At 63.8% G+C, this 13,477-nt stretch carries 11 protein-coding genes and 1 pseudogene; 11 read left to right on the forward strand and 1 reads right to left on the reverse strand.

The window, feature by feature from the left end:
- Nucleotides 1–100: 100 nt before the first annotated feature.
- The gene (locus ABD05_RS26805) at nucleotides 101–1,048 is read right to left on the reverse strand and encodes a GlxA family transcriptional regulator (protein WP_034187962.1); all 948 of its coding nucleotides are present in this window, start codon (nucleotides 1,046–1,048) and stop codon (nucleotides 101–103) included.
- Between the two features lie 508 nt (nucleotides 1,049–1,556).
- On the opposite strand from ABD05_RS26805, the gene ABD05_RS26810 reads away from it, so the two are divergent.
- The 11 genes and pseudogenes from ABD05_RS26810 to trxA all read left to right on the forward strand — a co-directional run.
- Nucleotides 1,557–2,366 (forward strand): SDR family NAD(P)-dependent oxidoreductase, encoded by an 810-nt coding sequence (locus tag ABD05_RS26810; protein ID WP_047902994.1) that lies wholly within the window; start codon nucleotides 1,557–1,559, stop codon nucleotides 2,364–2,366.
- Between the two features lie 31 nt (nucleotides 2,367–2,397).
- A complete protein-coding gene (locus tag ABD05_RS26815; RefSeq protein WP_238594130.1) occupies nucleotides 2,398–3,279 on the forward strand; it encodes a type 1 glutamine amidotransferase domain-containing protein in 882 nt (293 codons plus the stop codon).
- 433 nt (nucleotides 3,280–3,712) lie between these two features.
- Nucleotides 3,713–4,264 carry a sigma-70 family RNA polymerase sigma factor gene (locus ABD05_RS26820; RefSeq protein WP_047903836.1) on the forward strand — a complete coding sequence of 184 codons (552 nt, stop codon included), beginning with the start codon at nucleotides 3,713–3,715 and terminating at the stop codon, nucleotides 4,262–4,264.
- Entirely contained in the window at nucleotides 4,246–5,220 is a 975-nt protein-coding gene (locus ABD05_RS26825) for a DUF4880 domain-containing protein (protein WP_047902995.1), read from the forward strand. The genes ABD05_RS26820 and ABD05_RS26825 overlap by 19 nt, the downstream gene beginning before the upstream one ends.
- 131 nt (nucleotides 5,221–5,351) lie before the next feature.
- Nucleotides 5,352–5,816: an Lrp/AsnC family transcriptional regulator gene (locus ABD05_RS26830; RefSeq protein ID WP_105392488.1), complete on the forward strand. Its 465-nt coding sequence runs from the start codon at nucleotides 5,352–5,354 to the stop codon at nucleotides 5,814–5,816.
- A 331-nt stretch (nucleotides 5,817–6,147) separates the two neighbouring features.
- Nucleotides 6,148–8,511, forward strand: a complete 2,364-nt coding sequence (locus ABD05_RS26835) for a TonB-dependent siderophore receptor (RefSeq protein WP_047903837.1) — start codon at nucleotides 6,148–6,150, stop codon at nucleotides 8,509–8,511.
- A gap of 31 nt (nucleotides 8,512–8,542) precedes the next feature.
- Nucleotides 8,543–9,289, forward strand: coding sequence for an energy transducer TonB (locus ABD05_RS26840; RefSeq protein ID WP_238594131.1), 747 nt, complete (start codon nucleotides 8,543–8,545; stop codon nucleotides 9,287–9,289).
- Between the two features lie 22 nt (nucleotides 9,290–9,311).
- Nucleotides 9,312–10,046 (forward strand): MotA/TolQ/ExbB proton channel family protein, encoded by a 735-nt coding sequence (locus ABD05_RS26845; RefSeq protein WP_034187958.1) that lies wholly within the window; start codon nucleotides 9,312–9,314, stop codon nucleotides 10,044–10,046.
- 13 nt (nucleotides 10,047–10,059) lie between these two features.
- Nucleotides 10,060–10,482, forward strand: coding sequence for an ExbD/TolR family protein (locus ABD05_RS26850; RefSeq protein ID WP_082146233.1), 423 nt, complete (start codon nucleotides 10,060–10,062; stop codon nucleotides 10,480–10,482).
- A complete protein-coding gene (locus ABD05_RS26855) occupies nucleotides 10,479–12,251 on the forward strand; it encodes an ABC transporter ATP-binding protein/permease (RefSeq protein ID WP_047902998.1) in 1,773 nt (590 codons plus the stop codon). The genes ABD05_RS26850 and ABD05_RS26855 overlap by 4 nt, the downstream gene beginning before the upstream one ends.
- Before the next feature lie 79 nt (nucleotides 12,252–12,330).
- A pseudogene (gene trxA / locus ABD05_RS39455) lies at nucleotides 12,331–12,651 on the forward strand (thioredoxin); the annotation flags it as partial.
- Nucleotides 12,652–13,477: the final 826 nt, after the last annotated feature.

The raw sequence follows: 13,477 nt of genomic DNA on the forward strand, positions 1-13,477 counted from the left end.
CCGCTTGCACGGCTCGCTGCCTGCAGACCTGCCGGTAGTCGGGCGCTCAGGGTTTGGGCAGGCAAGACCGCGCAAACCTCGCCTTTTGGTTCAACAAGTCCTAGTTCACGAGCGGCGCGACTCCCGAGGCTCGCTGGATGGTCTGCGGGGGTTGCCCGAACGCGCGCAGAAACGCCTGGCGCATGCGCTCGCGGTCGCCGAAGCCGGTTTCTCTCGCAATGATTTCGATCGGGTGGCGCGTCGTTTCCATCATCAGGCGCGCGGCTTCGACGCGCAGCCGCTCGACCGCCTTGGCCGGGGATTGCCCCGTCTCCTCCCGGAACACGCGGCTGAATTGGCGCGGGCTCAAACGTGCCGCCTCCGCCAGTCGTTCCACCGACAGATCGCTCGCCAGGTTTTCGCTCGCATAGGTCAGCGCCATTCGCACGCGGTCCGATCGCGCGTCCAGTTCCAGCAACGTCGAGAATTGCGACTGCCCGCCGCCGCGCCGTTGGTACAGCACGAGCTTGCGCGCGACCATGCGCGCCGTTTCCAGCCCGAAGTCGCTTTCGACGATCGCGAGCGCGAGATCCACCCCGGCGCTCATTCCGGCCGAAGTCCAGACCTGGCCGTCCACGACGAAGATGCGGTCTTCGTCGAGCTGCACGTCCGGATATTGCTTCCTGAAATCCCGCGCGTGATACCAGTGCGTCGTGGCCCGTTTCCCGTCGAGGAGGCCGGCGGCCGCGAGGACGAAGGCGCCCGTGCATATCGACGCAATGCGCCGCGAGTGGAAGGGCGCGCGACGCAGGAAGTCCACCAGCGTCGCCGACGGAAGCCGGCATTCGTTGTCGCCGGCGACGATCAGCGTGTCATAGCCGTCGTTGGCCAGTGGCTCGGTGTTGACCGAAAACCCCTGCGACGACACGACCGCTCCGCCGTGCTCGGACACGATCCGGAACTGGTACACCGCCTCGCCGCGGAGCAGATTCGCGTACTCGAACACGCTCGCCACCGCGAGCGCGAGCGACTGGAAATTTGGGTAAACAACGAGTCCTACGGTGTGCATGATGTCCGCCAGGTGGATGGCCTGATTAATTGAATCTAGCATAAAACGGACATCGCCGCGGGCTGCGGTGGCGCGTCACCCATGACCTTGTGCCCGGCCCGATCCGGGGCTGCCGCGCTTTCGCCGGCATGCCCGTCGATGTCGTCGAGGCGCCGCCCGATGGCGTGGCGCAACGGACTGCGCGACCGTTTCGGGCATCGCGCGACGCGCGTTTCGTGTGGCCTTGATTCAATCAGGATGCCTATCTTCACCGGTTTTTCCCCTGTCTTTTTCCAGGTTCGTCCTGTCGGCCGTCTTCGGAGGGGGCAAGGCGCCGCGCGGCACCCCCTGCAGGGCCGATTTTGGGTAACCGGGCGTCTCTTGCAAAGGACGAATCCGCAAGGTTTCCGGTCAATGCATGGATGGCAGAAATCATTGCATCTATGACATTGAGGATGAGCGTGGTCGAAGCCAGAATTCATTCCACGAACCGACACCCGGTCGGCTCAATCCCCGGAAAGGAAAAGACATGAGGACTTCTACGAAAGGCACCGCGCTGATCACCGGCGCATCGGCCGGCATCGGCGCCATTTACGCGGACCGCCTCGCCAAACGCGGCTACGACCTCATTCTGGTGGCGCGTAATCAGGATCGTCTGAATACGCTGGCGGGCCGCCTTACGGCCGAAACCGGCCGCTCGGTCGAGACCGTTGCCGCCGATCTGAACGACAAGGCCGCGCTCGCGAAGATCGAAGGCATTCTGCGCGAGGACAGCAGCATCACGATGCTGGTGAACAACGCGGGAATTGGCTCGGTCGCGTCGATTCTCAACGGCGACGTCGACACGATGGAGTCGATGATCAATCTGAACATCACCGCGCTCACCCGCCTGACTTACGCCGTCGCACCGGTGTTCGCCGGCAAGGGCACGGGCACCATCGTCAACATCGGCTCCGTCGTTGGCATTGCGGTCGAACTGCTCAACGGCGTGTACAGCGCGTCGAAGTCGTACGTGCTGAGCTTCGGTCACGCGCTTCAGCGCGACCTGGCGGACAAGGGCGTGCGCGTGCAGACCGTGCTGCCCGCAGCGACGGCGACCGAGTTCTGGGATGTGGCGGGCTATGCGAAACAGAAGGAAGCCGCCAGCACGATGACGGCCGACGACCTGGTGGATGCCGCGCTCGCGGGCCTCGATCAGGGCGAGCTCGTGACGATCCCGACGCTGCACGACGGCGACGGCTGGACGCAATGGGAAGCGGCCCGCCGCGCACTCACGCCGAAATTCGCGAACGCCAAGGCCGCTCCGCGCTACGCGGCGGATGCCAAGGCCGGCGCTTGAACCGGCTCACTCATTTTTTCGGAAGGGTTTGATGATGAACATCCTCAAGATCGGTGCTGCCGTACTCGCCACGTCGGCCGCGTTTGCATTGCCGGTGGGCGCGTCGGCACAGTCGCGCGGCAAGGTGCTGGTTGTCATGTCGAGCGCTCACGCGCTCGATCTGCGCGATGGCAAGACATATTCGACCGGTTATTACCTCAACGAATTCGTCGTGCCGTACCGCAAGCTCGTCGAGGCAGGCTACGAGCCGGTGATCGCCAATCCGAATGGCGACATGCCGGTGATGGACGCGAACTCGAACAACAAGCTGTTTTTCGGCGGCGACGATGCCGCGCGCGCGGATGCACTGAAATACGCGCAGGGTATCGCGCAACTGAAGCATCCGAAGACGCTCGCGTCCGTCGTCTCCGAGGGGACCGACGGTTATGTCGGCCTGTTTATCCCCGGCGGCCATGCGCCGATGGTCGACCTGCTCAAGGACCGGAATCTCGGCAAGATCCTGGTCAGCTTCCATGACAGCGGCCGTCCCACCGGGATCATCTGTCACGGGCCGATCGTGTTGTTGTCGACGCTGCACGATCCGGATGCCTTCGTTGCATCGATGACCGCCAACGACGGCAAGGCGAATGCCTTCGCGGCCGGCTGGCCGTATGCCGGTTACCGGATGACCGTCTTCTCGACGGGCGAGGAGCAGCAGCTCGAGGGGCCGAACGGGCTTGGCGGCAACGTGCCGTTCTATCCGGTGAATGCGTTGGCTGAAGCCGGCGCTCACGTCGACACGGTGGCGAACTGGCACGGCAATGTCGTCGTCGACCGCGAACTGATCACGGGGCAGCAGCCGATGTCGGCACCGGAATTCGGCGACGTCCTCGTGGCGAAACTGACGGCCCGCGCGAACGGAGTTCGTCCGTGACGGCAGCGGCCGGGCATGTTGCGCCCGGCCGCTTCGACTTCGCTGCCGACTCGACATGGATCGGGCAATGGGCGGCATTTGACGCAGGCGAGCCGGTGGCGATGGATCTCGGGTATCGCGGCGCCAGCGCGCGCGTCGTCATGTTCCGACGGATCCACGGGCGAATCGCCGCAGCGATATCTCGCAGCCGGTCGAGCGCGCATGATTCGGGGCGGCCTGCGGCTCGGCGACGTGATCGGGGCGTCCTTGCCGTCCCGGCGTCAAGGACGACTGCCCCGGACGTCAGGGTTCTGGATTGGTATCGCGCCGGCACGCGGCGATTTTGAAATGGCATACTACGACACCGATCTAGCGGGGCATGACGTTGCATTTCGGCAGATGATTGGCATCCTGCAGTGCACGCCCATCGCGCCATCGCTTTGGAAATTGGCACATGAGCACTGGCCCGGCAGCACAGCCTCTCGACAAACTGGAAAGGAGCGACGACGAGTCGGCTCGTTCCCGCTCGGTTTGGCTTGCCAACGAGTTTCGGGCCAGCTATGGATGGTTGAAGGCGAAGCTGCTGCGGCGTGTCGGATCGCCGGCCGATGCCGAGGATCTGGCGTCGTCGTCGTTCGAGGCGCTTGCCGGCGTCGATGACCCGCCGGGTATTCGCGAGCCTCGAGCGTGGCTGACCGTCATCGCCCAGCGTCTCACCTTCGAGATGTGGCGCCGCCGGGATCTCGAGCGCGCGTATCATGAGGCGCTCCTCAATGCCGAGGAACCCCTCGCGCCGTCCGCCGAATCGATCGTCGAGATTTCCCAGGCATTGTTCCTGATCGATCAGGCGCTCGATGGATTGCCTCCGAAAGCGAGAAGTGCCTTTATCTACAGCCAGATCGACGGCCTCACTTATTCCGAGATTGCCGCTCGACTCGGCGTCTCGACAAGCATGGTTCGCAAATACATCGCCCAGGCGCTTACCCGATGCTTTCTGATCAGTTGAATGCCGCGCGCGGCGCCGGCACGGTCGATTCGTGCGCGGAGGAAGCCATTCAGTGGGAGGTCCGGTTGCGTGCCGAGGACGCCACGCAGCAGGATCGCGATGGCTTCGAGGCATGGCGCCGCGCCGATCCCGCGCACGAAGCGGCGTGGATACGGCTCCAGGAAGGGCTGGCACGGTTTGCGTCGCTGCGGAACGCGCCCGGCACGGCGGTGCGAAGCGCGCTGAACGCGCCGTCTCGTGCGCGGCGCCGCATGTTGAAGGCTGGCGCCGGGGTGGGCGCGCTGGCGCTGGCCGCGATCGGGACGCGAGAACTGGTCCGGGCCTATTCGCTCGACGCCGATTATCACAATGGCGATCTGACGCCGCAGGCCGTGGCGCTGAAAGACGGAACGCCGATCGTCCTCGGGGCATCGGCGCGTGTTTATTGGACGCGGGACGGCGCGCGCGGCGACGTCTATCTTGCGTCCGGCCAGATCCTGTCGAGTCCCGCCACGACGAACCGCTCGCCGTTCGCCGTGAGGACGCGGGACGGGACGGCAATCACGAGCCGCGCCCGCCTGAGCGTCGATGCATTGCGATATCACACCGTGGTCGCGGTGCAGGGCGGCGATGCAACCCTTGCGACACCGCGCGGCGGTAGCGTCCGCATCGCCGATGGTTCGGTCTGGTCGCTATCGCCGGGGCGCATTGCCCGCATGCCGGAGACGGCCGCCGACATCTTCGCCTGGAGCCGCGGCACGCTCGTCGTCCTGGATCGGCCGCTGCCTGACATCCTCGAGACGCTGGGCCGCTACTACGGCGGCTATATCCGGTTCCCGCAGGCCGCGCTCGCTCGCCGGGTCAGCGGCGTGTTCCCGCTCAACGACGCCGAGGCGGCGCTGCACCAGCTCGCCAACGGCCTGGGACTTTCCCTTGCCGTGTATGGCAAGGTTCTGGCCGTCGCCTCCGAGGCTTGACGCCGCGCCCCGTTCGGCCGGGGCGCGAAAAAATTTTTCTTTCCCGGTGTCACTTTTCCCGCTTCGTTGCACAAGGTAAATGAAGGCGTCCGAATGCCTGCGACGCTTACCTTGTCCCGAAGGGGGGAACTGTGATCGACCATATCGACAAGGCCATCCTGACAGTCCTGCAAGAGGACAGCACGCTTTCAGTGGCGGAAATCGCCGATCGCGTGCATTTGTCGACGACGCCTTGCTGGCGCCGCATACAGAAGCTCGAGCAGGACGGCGTCATCGCCCGCCGGGTTGCCCTGCTCGACGCCGACAAGCTCAATGTCGGCGTGACCGTGCTCGTCGAAATCAGGACTGCGCAGCATACCGCAGCCTGGCTCAAACGCTTCTGCGACGTGGTCGCCGACATCCCCGAGGTGATCGAGGTGTACCGCATGAGCGGTCATATCGACTACCTGCTGAAGGTGGTCGTTCCGCACATTGCCGGGTATGACGGCGTGTACAAGCGCTTGATCAGCGAGCTGGAAATTTTCGATGTGAGTTCGAGTTTCTCGATGGAGACCATCAAGCATACGACGAGGTTGCCCCTCGATTACGTTTGCTGATTTTCTTGTCTGCGGATTCCGCCTGCTGGATTGAATTTTCAAAGACGGCGCAGTCGGTGGGAATAAAAAACCGGAAATGGCGCGAAGGACGAATTCTTTCAAAAAAGTATTCCGGGCAGGATCGCTAGACTTTTTCATGTGGATGAGGAGCCGGCAAGCCTGCCGGGGCCAGCGGCCTCGAGCGAAGCCGGGAGTGAAGGGGGAAGGCATGCCGTTGCGGTTGACCGCTGCTTCTCGACTTCTCGATCGTGTGGGACAAGACAGGCGTTTTGCCGAAATACAACCGACTAGGGATGGGTGCATCGTGGGGATCAAGTTCGACGGCAAGGGTATGGCTCGCAACGTTGCGGCAATGGCGATCGCAATGGCGGTTGCCCAGACTTTCATGGTGTCCGCGGCGTATGCGCAGCAGGCGGAACAACACACCTATCATCTGCCGAGCGGTCCGCTGGATCGCACGTTGGTGGAGATCGCCCGGGTCGCGCAGCTTCCGTTGAGCTATGACGCGTCATTGGTGCAGTCGCTCAAATCGGCGCCGGTGGACGGCACGTATTCGGCCGAGGCCGCGATCCGCAAGGCGTTGCAGGGCACGGGCCTCGACCTTGTCCCGACGGCGAACGGCGGTTACACGCTGGCTCACGCGAAGACGGATGCCAAGGGAGTTTCAGCGGCGCCGGCCGCCGCCGCAGCCGGGGCGACCACGGCGCAGGTGGATACCACGTTGCCTCTCATCAGCGTGGCGGCCAATCGGGATTCCGGCGGTACCGGCTTCGTCGCGGAATCGTCCTCCACCTATGCGCGCTCGGATGTGCCGCTGAGCGAGACGCCGAAATCGGTCAGCGTCATCAATGCCGCGGTGATCCAGAGCCAGGGTGCTCAGTCGCTCTCCGATGTGCTGAGGAATGCTTCCGGTGTCGTCACGCGGCCGGGGCCGCTGGGCGTGCCGAGTTACACGATTCGCGGGTTTGTAGCGCAAAACCTCACGTCGGATGGATTGGCGACTGTCGGGACGGCCCCTAACGTTACGCCGACGATCGCCATCTCGAGCGTGGAAGTGGTCAAGGGACCCTCGGCCATCGTGAATGGCAACAGTCCGCCGGGAGGCGTCATCAATCTCGTCAAGAAGACGCCGCAGGCCGATCCGTTTCATGAAATCCAGGTGGGCTACGGATCGTACGGCGACACCCAGATCGCGCTGGACAGCACGGGCGCGATCACCGCCGACAAGAAACTCCGGTATCGCTTCATCATCTCGGGTGAACGGGTCGGCCAGAATTCGATGGGATATGACGGCAAGAGAAATTTCTACTTTGCGCCGACTGTGCAATGGAAGGACTCGACCACGGATGTGACGGTCGGCTATGAGCGCACGGTCTACCGCGAGCCGGTTCCCCAGTTCACGCTCGGCCATGCTGCCGGCGATATCTATCGAAACTATATCGACAAGCCGCTTGGCACGCCGTCCGACCATTTCGGCGCGCAAACGGACAATATTTTCATTCATCTCGAACAAAAGCTCGGCTCGGCGCTGACCTTCGTGAGCAAGGGTTCCTATACGCGGACCCAACAAACGCAGCAAGCCTGGACTACGGCCACGCCGCTCTCGGCGACCAACGGCGTGTTGTTCCACAATTTCGATTCGCTCTCGGATTTCTACAGTTGGAGCTTCCAGAACTACCTGCGCGCCAAGTTCAATGTCGGCGCTGCGAAAAATACGGTGATTGCTGGCTGGGACGTTCTTCGCTACAGCCAGCATCAGTCTGACACCACGACATCGAAATTCATTTCCATTCCGAATGTCTTCGGTTCATTTACGCTTCCGTCTTCCGACACGGGAAACCTGATGCCGAATGGGACTACCTACTTCACCCAAACCGGCTTGTATCTACAAGATCAGTTCTCCTACAAGAATTTCCATGCACTCGCGTCCGTGCGCCGGGATACCTATCTGACACATGCGACCTACGCCGGTAACCCACCACCGGGAAACCATCAGAATGCGTATAGCCCGAGCCTCGGCCTGCTCTACGAACTGACGTCCGAGGTTGCCGCCTACGTCAGCTACAACCGTGGCTTTCAGCCGGGCACGGCGCTTAAATTCGGCGGCGGTGTGCTCCCCCCGCAAACCAGCCAGCAGGTCGAAGTGGGCATGAAGTTCAACCTGCTGGACGACAAGCTGGCCATCACGACCTCGGCTTACCGCACCTCGTTCAGCAATTACAACGTTGCCGACCCGGCCCATCGCGGCTTCTATCTTCCCGCCGGCGGCGCCGTGAGTCGCGGATTCGAAGCGGAGATTACCGGGCAGCCGCTGCCCGGTGTCAACGTGGTGGGCAGCTACACGTACAACGACTTCGTGCAGCCGCCGAACAGCAAGCTGGCGGTGAACCTGCCCAAGAACAGCGCCAGCCTGTGGGCGACCTACAACTTCCGCTCCGAGAAGCTCCAGGGTTTCGGTGTCGGCGCGGGGCTGTTCTTCGCGAGCGGGCAGTACATCGGTTCGGGCTCGGCGTACCGCATCCCCAGCCAGGTGGAGACGGACCTCGGCGTGTTCTATCGGAAGAAGGGTTACGGCCTGAATCTTTCGGTCAAGAACGTATTCAATCGCAAGCTCTACTACAGCAGCACGACCGCTAGCCTGATCCCGATGGGACCGGAGCGGACCATCATGCTCACCGGCACCTATGATTTCTGACACCCTCGAGACTCGGCCGTGGAGCGGCGGCATGTCGAATCCTGAGCGCATCACTCATTCGCGGGCGCGATGGCGGCGCGCGGCGATCGGGGGCGCGGTCGTGCTGGCGCACGCACTGGGGCTGTATCTGATCGTTCATCGCAGCGTGGACCTGATCAGGCTGGAGGCCGACCGGGCCTCCGGTGCGTCGGTTCAGGTCAGGCTCGTTGCCGCGCCGACACCCGAGCCCGTCGCGCGGCCGGAACCGAAGCCCAAGCAGGAGCCTCAGCGGAAGCCGGAACCCAAGCCCGTCGAAAAGCCGGTGGTGCGGAAGACGGCACCCTTGCTTTCCTCGGAGGCTCCTGCTGCCCGGACCGTCGCGCCAGCCAAGACCGAGCCCGTCAAACCGGTCGAGCCGGCGCCGCCGGTACCGGTGCCCAGCGCGGTCGCGCCCTCCGCTGCGACACCGCCCGCACCCGCGCCGGGTCCCCAACTGCTCGATAGCCCGAAGCAGATCAGCAGCGCGGAGCTCAAGCAGCTCGGTTGCCGTATCCCGCGGCCGGACTATCCGCCGAAGGCCCGGCGGCTGGAGCAGCAAGGCACGGTGGTGGTGAGGCTGAACATCGGCGTGGACGGTGTGGTGAAGACGGCGCGGGTTGCGCAAAGCAGCGGCTACCCGCTGCTGGATGCGGCCGCGCTGGCGGCGATCGAAGCCGGCCATTGCCAGCCCTACACGACCGCCGGTATTGCCCGTGCCGTAGAGGCCGAGCAGCCGATCGCCTTCAACCTGAATGATTGACCTGGAATCTACGGAGCAAAAAATGGAACAGTACGGCATCGCCAACGTCTGGCAGCAGGGCGACTTCATCACCCGGTTCATCTTCGTCTTTCTTCTCGGCATGTCGATCGTGTCGTGGTTCGTCATCGTGACCAAGGGCCTGGCGAATCGACGTCTCGAGGTCATGGGCAAGCGTGCGCAGACGCGCTTCTGGTCCACGCCGTCGCTCGATGACGGCATCGAGGCGCTGGGCGACGGCACCGACAATCCGTATCGCGCCGTGGCCCTTGCCGGCCGCGAGGCGAACGACCAGCAGGCCGGCGGCGACGCGTCGCTGCAAGGCAGCCTCAGCAGCAGCGAATGGGTGGCGCGCGGCCTGCGCAACGCCTTCGACGACGAGGTTGCCCGCCTGCAGAACGGCCTGGCCATCCTCGGGTCGATCGGCAGTACCGCGCCGTTCGTCGGCCTGTTCGGGACCGTGTGGGGCATCTATCACGCACTGATGGCCATCGGCGTGTCGGGACAGGCCAGCCTCGATCATGTCGCGGGCCCGGTCGGCGAGTCGCTGATCATGACGGCGATCGGCCTGTTCGTGGCGATCCCCGCCGTGCTCGGATTCAACTACGTCAATCGAGGCAACAAGCGGGTGAGCCATCGGCTGAACCGGTTCGTGCACGAGTTGCACGTGTACTTCGTGACGGGCGCCAAGGCCCGCTGCGACGTTCGCCCGGTGCCTGCGGCGCCGGCGACGAGCAAGCGCGTCAACGCCGCCGCCTGACCGGGAGCCTATCGTGTCGATTCTCATGGATGGCAACAACGACGAAGGCGTGATGAACGACATCAACATGACGCCATTGATCGACGTCATGTTGGTTCTGCTGATCATTTTCATCGTGACGCTGCCGGTCATCAACAAGGCGGTGAAGGTCGATCTGCCCAAGGCCGCGGCCCAGCCCGCCCAGTCGAAAACGCAGGACATCGACCTGTCGATCACGGCTGACAAGACCGTGCTTTGGAACAAGGATGTGGTCGACGACGCGGCGCTGAAGCTGCGTGTCGAGGCGGCGTCGAAGCAGGGCGATCCACCGGCCGTCAACATCAATGCCGACGAGCACGTCGAATACGGGAAGGTCGCCACGATACTCGCGGCGTTGCAGGGCGGCGGGCTGAACAAGATCAATTTCGTCATGCAACCGACCAAGGGCCAGCAATGATCGGGAATCGGGCATGCCCGACGGACCGGGCCGAGGATCCGGACGCCAGACGTCACTTTCCCACCGTCTGGAAGCTGATCAAACCGTACTGGACCACCCGGGAGGGCATGCTGTCGGCATTGATGCTCGCCTATGTACTCGGCGCGGGCTGGGGCCATACCTATATCGCGGTCTGGCTCAATCGATGGACCGGCACGTTCTACGACGCGGTGGGATCCGGCAGGTTTCCGGCGCTGCCGCAGTTGCTGTTGCAATTCCTGCTGGTGTCGATGGCCGCCGCCGCGCTGACGGTGTCCACGGTGGTGATGCAATCGATCGTCGAGATTCGCTGGCGGCGATGGCTGACGACCTGGCTGGCCGATCAGTGGCTGGCCAGCCATACCTACTACCGCATCGAACGCGACCGCGCGCTCGAGAACATCGATCAGCGTATCGCAGAGGATGCGAAGCTGTTCGTCAAGGACACCTTGTTGCTGGCGACGGGTGTGCTGCAGGTACCGGTGAGCATCGTGAGCTTCAGCGTGGTCCTGTGGTCGATCGGGCGTTCGCTGAACCTCGATATCGGCGGACACGAATTCAGCATCCATGGATACCTGGTCTATGCCGTTTTTCTCTATCAAGGCGTGATTTTCGGCGCGACCCATCTGCTGGGGCGGCGCCTGATCACCCTCAACGCCAAGCAGAACCGCGTGGAGGGCGACTTCCGCGTGCTGATGGTGCGGGTGCGTGAATTCGCCGAGCAGATCGCCTTCTTCGATGGGAGCGGCGCGGAAAGCACGCGATTGAACGGCGCCTTCCGCCTCGTCGTTTCGAATCTCTATACGCTGCTGTGGGTCAACACACGGGTCGCGCTGTTTAGCAATATCGTCGGGCAGTTCAGTTCGGTGGTGCCTACCCTGCTGGTTTTGCCGCAGTTGACGCAGGGCGGGCTGACGCTGGGCGGGTTGATGCAGTCGAATAGCGCATTCAATTCCGTGTCGAGCTCGCTGGCATTCTTTCCCCAGGCCTATCTGGGATTCACCGCGTGGCGCGCCGAAGCGAACCGGCTTCGGGAATTTCTCTACGTGAACGCGCTGGATTCGCGGGGAAACGTCGTGTTGACCGCCGGCGAGCGCGGAGCCGTAGGCGCCCAGGGGTTGGTTCTGCGCGACGCAGCCGGCGCTGAGCTTGCCCGTGTGCCCGACTTCTCGCTCGCACCCGGTTCGCGCTGTCTGATCCGCGGGCGCTCCGGAAGCGGGAAAAGCACGCTGCTCAGAGCGCTCGCGGGCCTCTGGCCGTACGGCGAGGGCAGCGTCACCTGCAGTGCCGAAGGAACGATGTTCGTTCCGCAGCGCAGCTACATTCCCGTCGGCACGTTGAAGGCGGCGATCGCCTATCCGCACGAGGAATCGACCTACACCGACGGCCAATGCGCGGACGTCCTGCGCGCATGCGGCCTCGATGCGCACGTTGCATCGATGCTGGACGCCGATCGCTGGAGCGACCGGCTTTCCGGCGGAGAGCAGCAGCGGGTGGCGTTCGCACGCGTGTTGCTGGCCCGCCCGACCACGATATTTCTCGATGAATGCACGTCGGCGCTCGACACCGAGAGCGAGCGAACGCTCTACCAACTGCTGATCGACTGGCTACCTCAGGCCACGATCCTCAGCGTCGCGCATCGACAGGCGTTGCTGGCCTTTCATCAGCAGACCATCGACTTTTCGCCGGAACGGGCATCCGCGGTCGCGGCCGGCCTGACCGGCCCGGCTCCGTCTGCTTTCCCGGCATGAGGCCCGGATGCCGTCGCAAGGTCCCGCCATGCCGGTACCCGGCATCCGATGAAACCGAACCAACGAATAGGGATGTGAAATGAGCGATTTGAAAAGCGTGACCGAAGCGAGCTTCGAGGCCGATGTGATGACGAACAGTCGCCCGGTGCTGATCGACTTCTGGGCCGAGTGGTGCGGGCCGTGCAAGGCGCTGGCGCCGACGCTCGAGAAGGTGGCGCAGAACTTCGAGGGCAAGGTCGACATCGTCAAGGTCAACGTCGACGAACATCCCGCCTTGCGCGAGCGCTTCGGCGTGCGCGGTATTCCCGCCCTGGTGCTCATGAACGGCGGCCAGGAGACGGGTCGCATCGTGGGGAACCGCTCGGCCACGCAACTGGCGAGCTATCTCGACGCGCACCTGGGAACCGCCACGCAACTGGCGAAGCCTGAAATCACGCTATGCGCGTTCGGCGGCGATCCGCAGATGAAAGCGGTGCGCATCGCACGGTTACGTGACTATCTGGAACACAAGCAAGCCGCGCTCGACACCCCCATGTGGCCGGACAAGATCAGCGGCGCACTGGAATTCGTTGCCGACTCGCATGATCCGGACGAGTGCGCATCCGTGTTGGGCATGCCGACCGATGTGGTCGAGGCAGTGACGGTCCTGTCGAGCTATCGAGGCACCCATTTCAAGGCGGCGCTGTTCGTGGCGGACTGGCTGGAAAGCGTGCCGGTCGGCGCGAATCTCTCGACGCTGCCCGGCCGGCTGCTGGTGTCGATCCTGTCGAGCCGGATCGTCTCGGACACGCTGGAGGGGGAATCGAGGTTGCTGGCGATTCGTGACGAGCTGGTTTCGCTGCACGCGGCGGAAACGGACGGCGCTCCTGTGGCGGACGCGAACTGGGCGGACGTCCGACAGGCATCCAGGGAGGCGGCGGCCGAACTCGGCGACGGGAGTGCTGCCGTGGCCGCCGAGGTGCTGGAGGCCGCTTCGTCGTCGTTGGCCCGGAATCCGGACGTCTTGAAGGAATTCGTCTTTTCACTTTGCAGCTCCGTGCGGAAATGGCTTCAGGTCAAATGCAACTGGGGCGCGCAGGACGATGCGCGCTTGAATCAATTGGCGGAAGGGGTCTTCAAGCAGGCAATCGACGCCGGCGTCGAGCCGCCGCGGGGCAGCGCGCTGATGGAGCGGGCGGCGGAGGTCGATCCTCAACTCGTGGGGCGTTTCCTGTCTTATTACGAGG

Source organism: Burkholderia pyrrocinia, from assembly GCF_001028665.1.
In the GTDB taxonomy this organism is placed as follows: domain Bacteria; phylum Pseudomonadota; class Gammaproteobacteria; order Burkholderiales; family Burkholderiaceae; genus Burkholderia; species Burkholderia pyrrocinia.

What these genes read in the sequence shown, in the direction of transcription:
- ABD05_RS26805 (WP_034187962.1), bottom strand. Translation starts at nt 1,048, where the DNA reads ATGCACACCGTAGGACTCGTTGTTTACCCAAATTTCCAGTCGCTCGCG.
- ABD05_RS26810 (WP_047902994.1), top strand. Translation starts at nt 1,557, where the DNA reads ATGAGGACTTCTACGAAAGGCACCGCGCTGATCACCGGCGCATCGGCC.
- ABD05_RS26815 (WP_238594130.1), top strand. Translation starts at nt 2,398, where the DNA reads ATGATGAACATCCTCAAGATCGGTGCTGCCGTACTCGCCACGTCGGCC.
- ABD05_RS26820 (WP_047903836.1), top strand. Translation starts at nt 3,713, where the DNA reads ATGAGCACTGGCCCGGCAGCACAGCCTCTCGACAAACTGGAAAGGAGC.
- ABD05_RS26825 (WP_047902995.1), top strand. Translation starts at nt 4,246, where the DNA reads ATGCTTTCTGATCAGTTGAATGCCGCGCGCGGCGCCGGCACGGTCGAT.
- ABD05_RS26835 (WP_047903837.1), top strand. Translation starts at nt 6,148, where the DNA reads ATGGCTCGCAACGTTGCGGCAATGGCGATCGCAATGGCGGTTGCCCAG.
- ABD05_RS26840 (WP_238594131.1), top strand. Translation starts at nt 8,543, where the DNA reads ATGTCGAATCCTGAGCGCATCACTCATTCGCGGGCGCGATGGCGGCGC.
- ABD05_RS26845 (WP_034187958.1), top strand. Translation starts at nt 9,312, where the DNA reads ATGGAACAGTACGGCATCGCCAACGTCTGGCAGCAGGGCGACTTCATC.
- ABD05_RS26855 (WP_047902998.1), top strand. Translation starts at nt 10,479, where the DNA reads ATGATCGGGAATCGGGCATGCCCGACGGACCGGGCCGAGGATCCGGAC.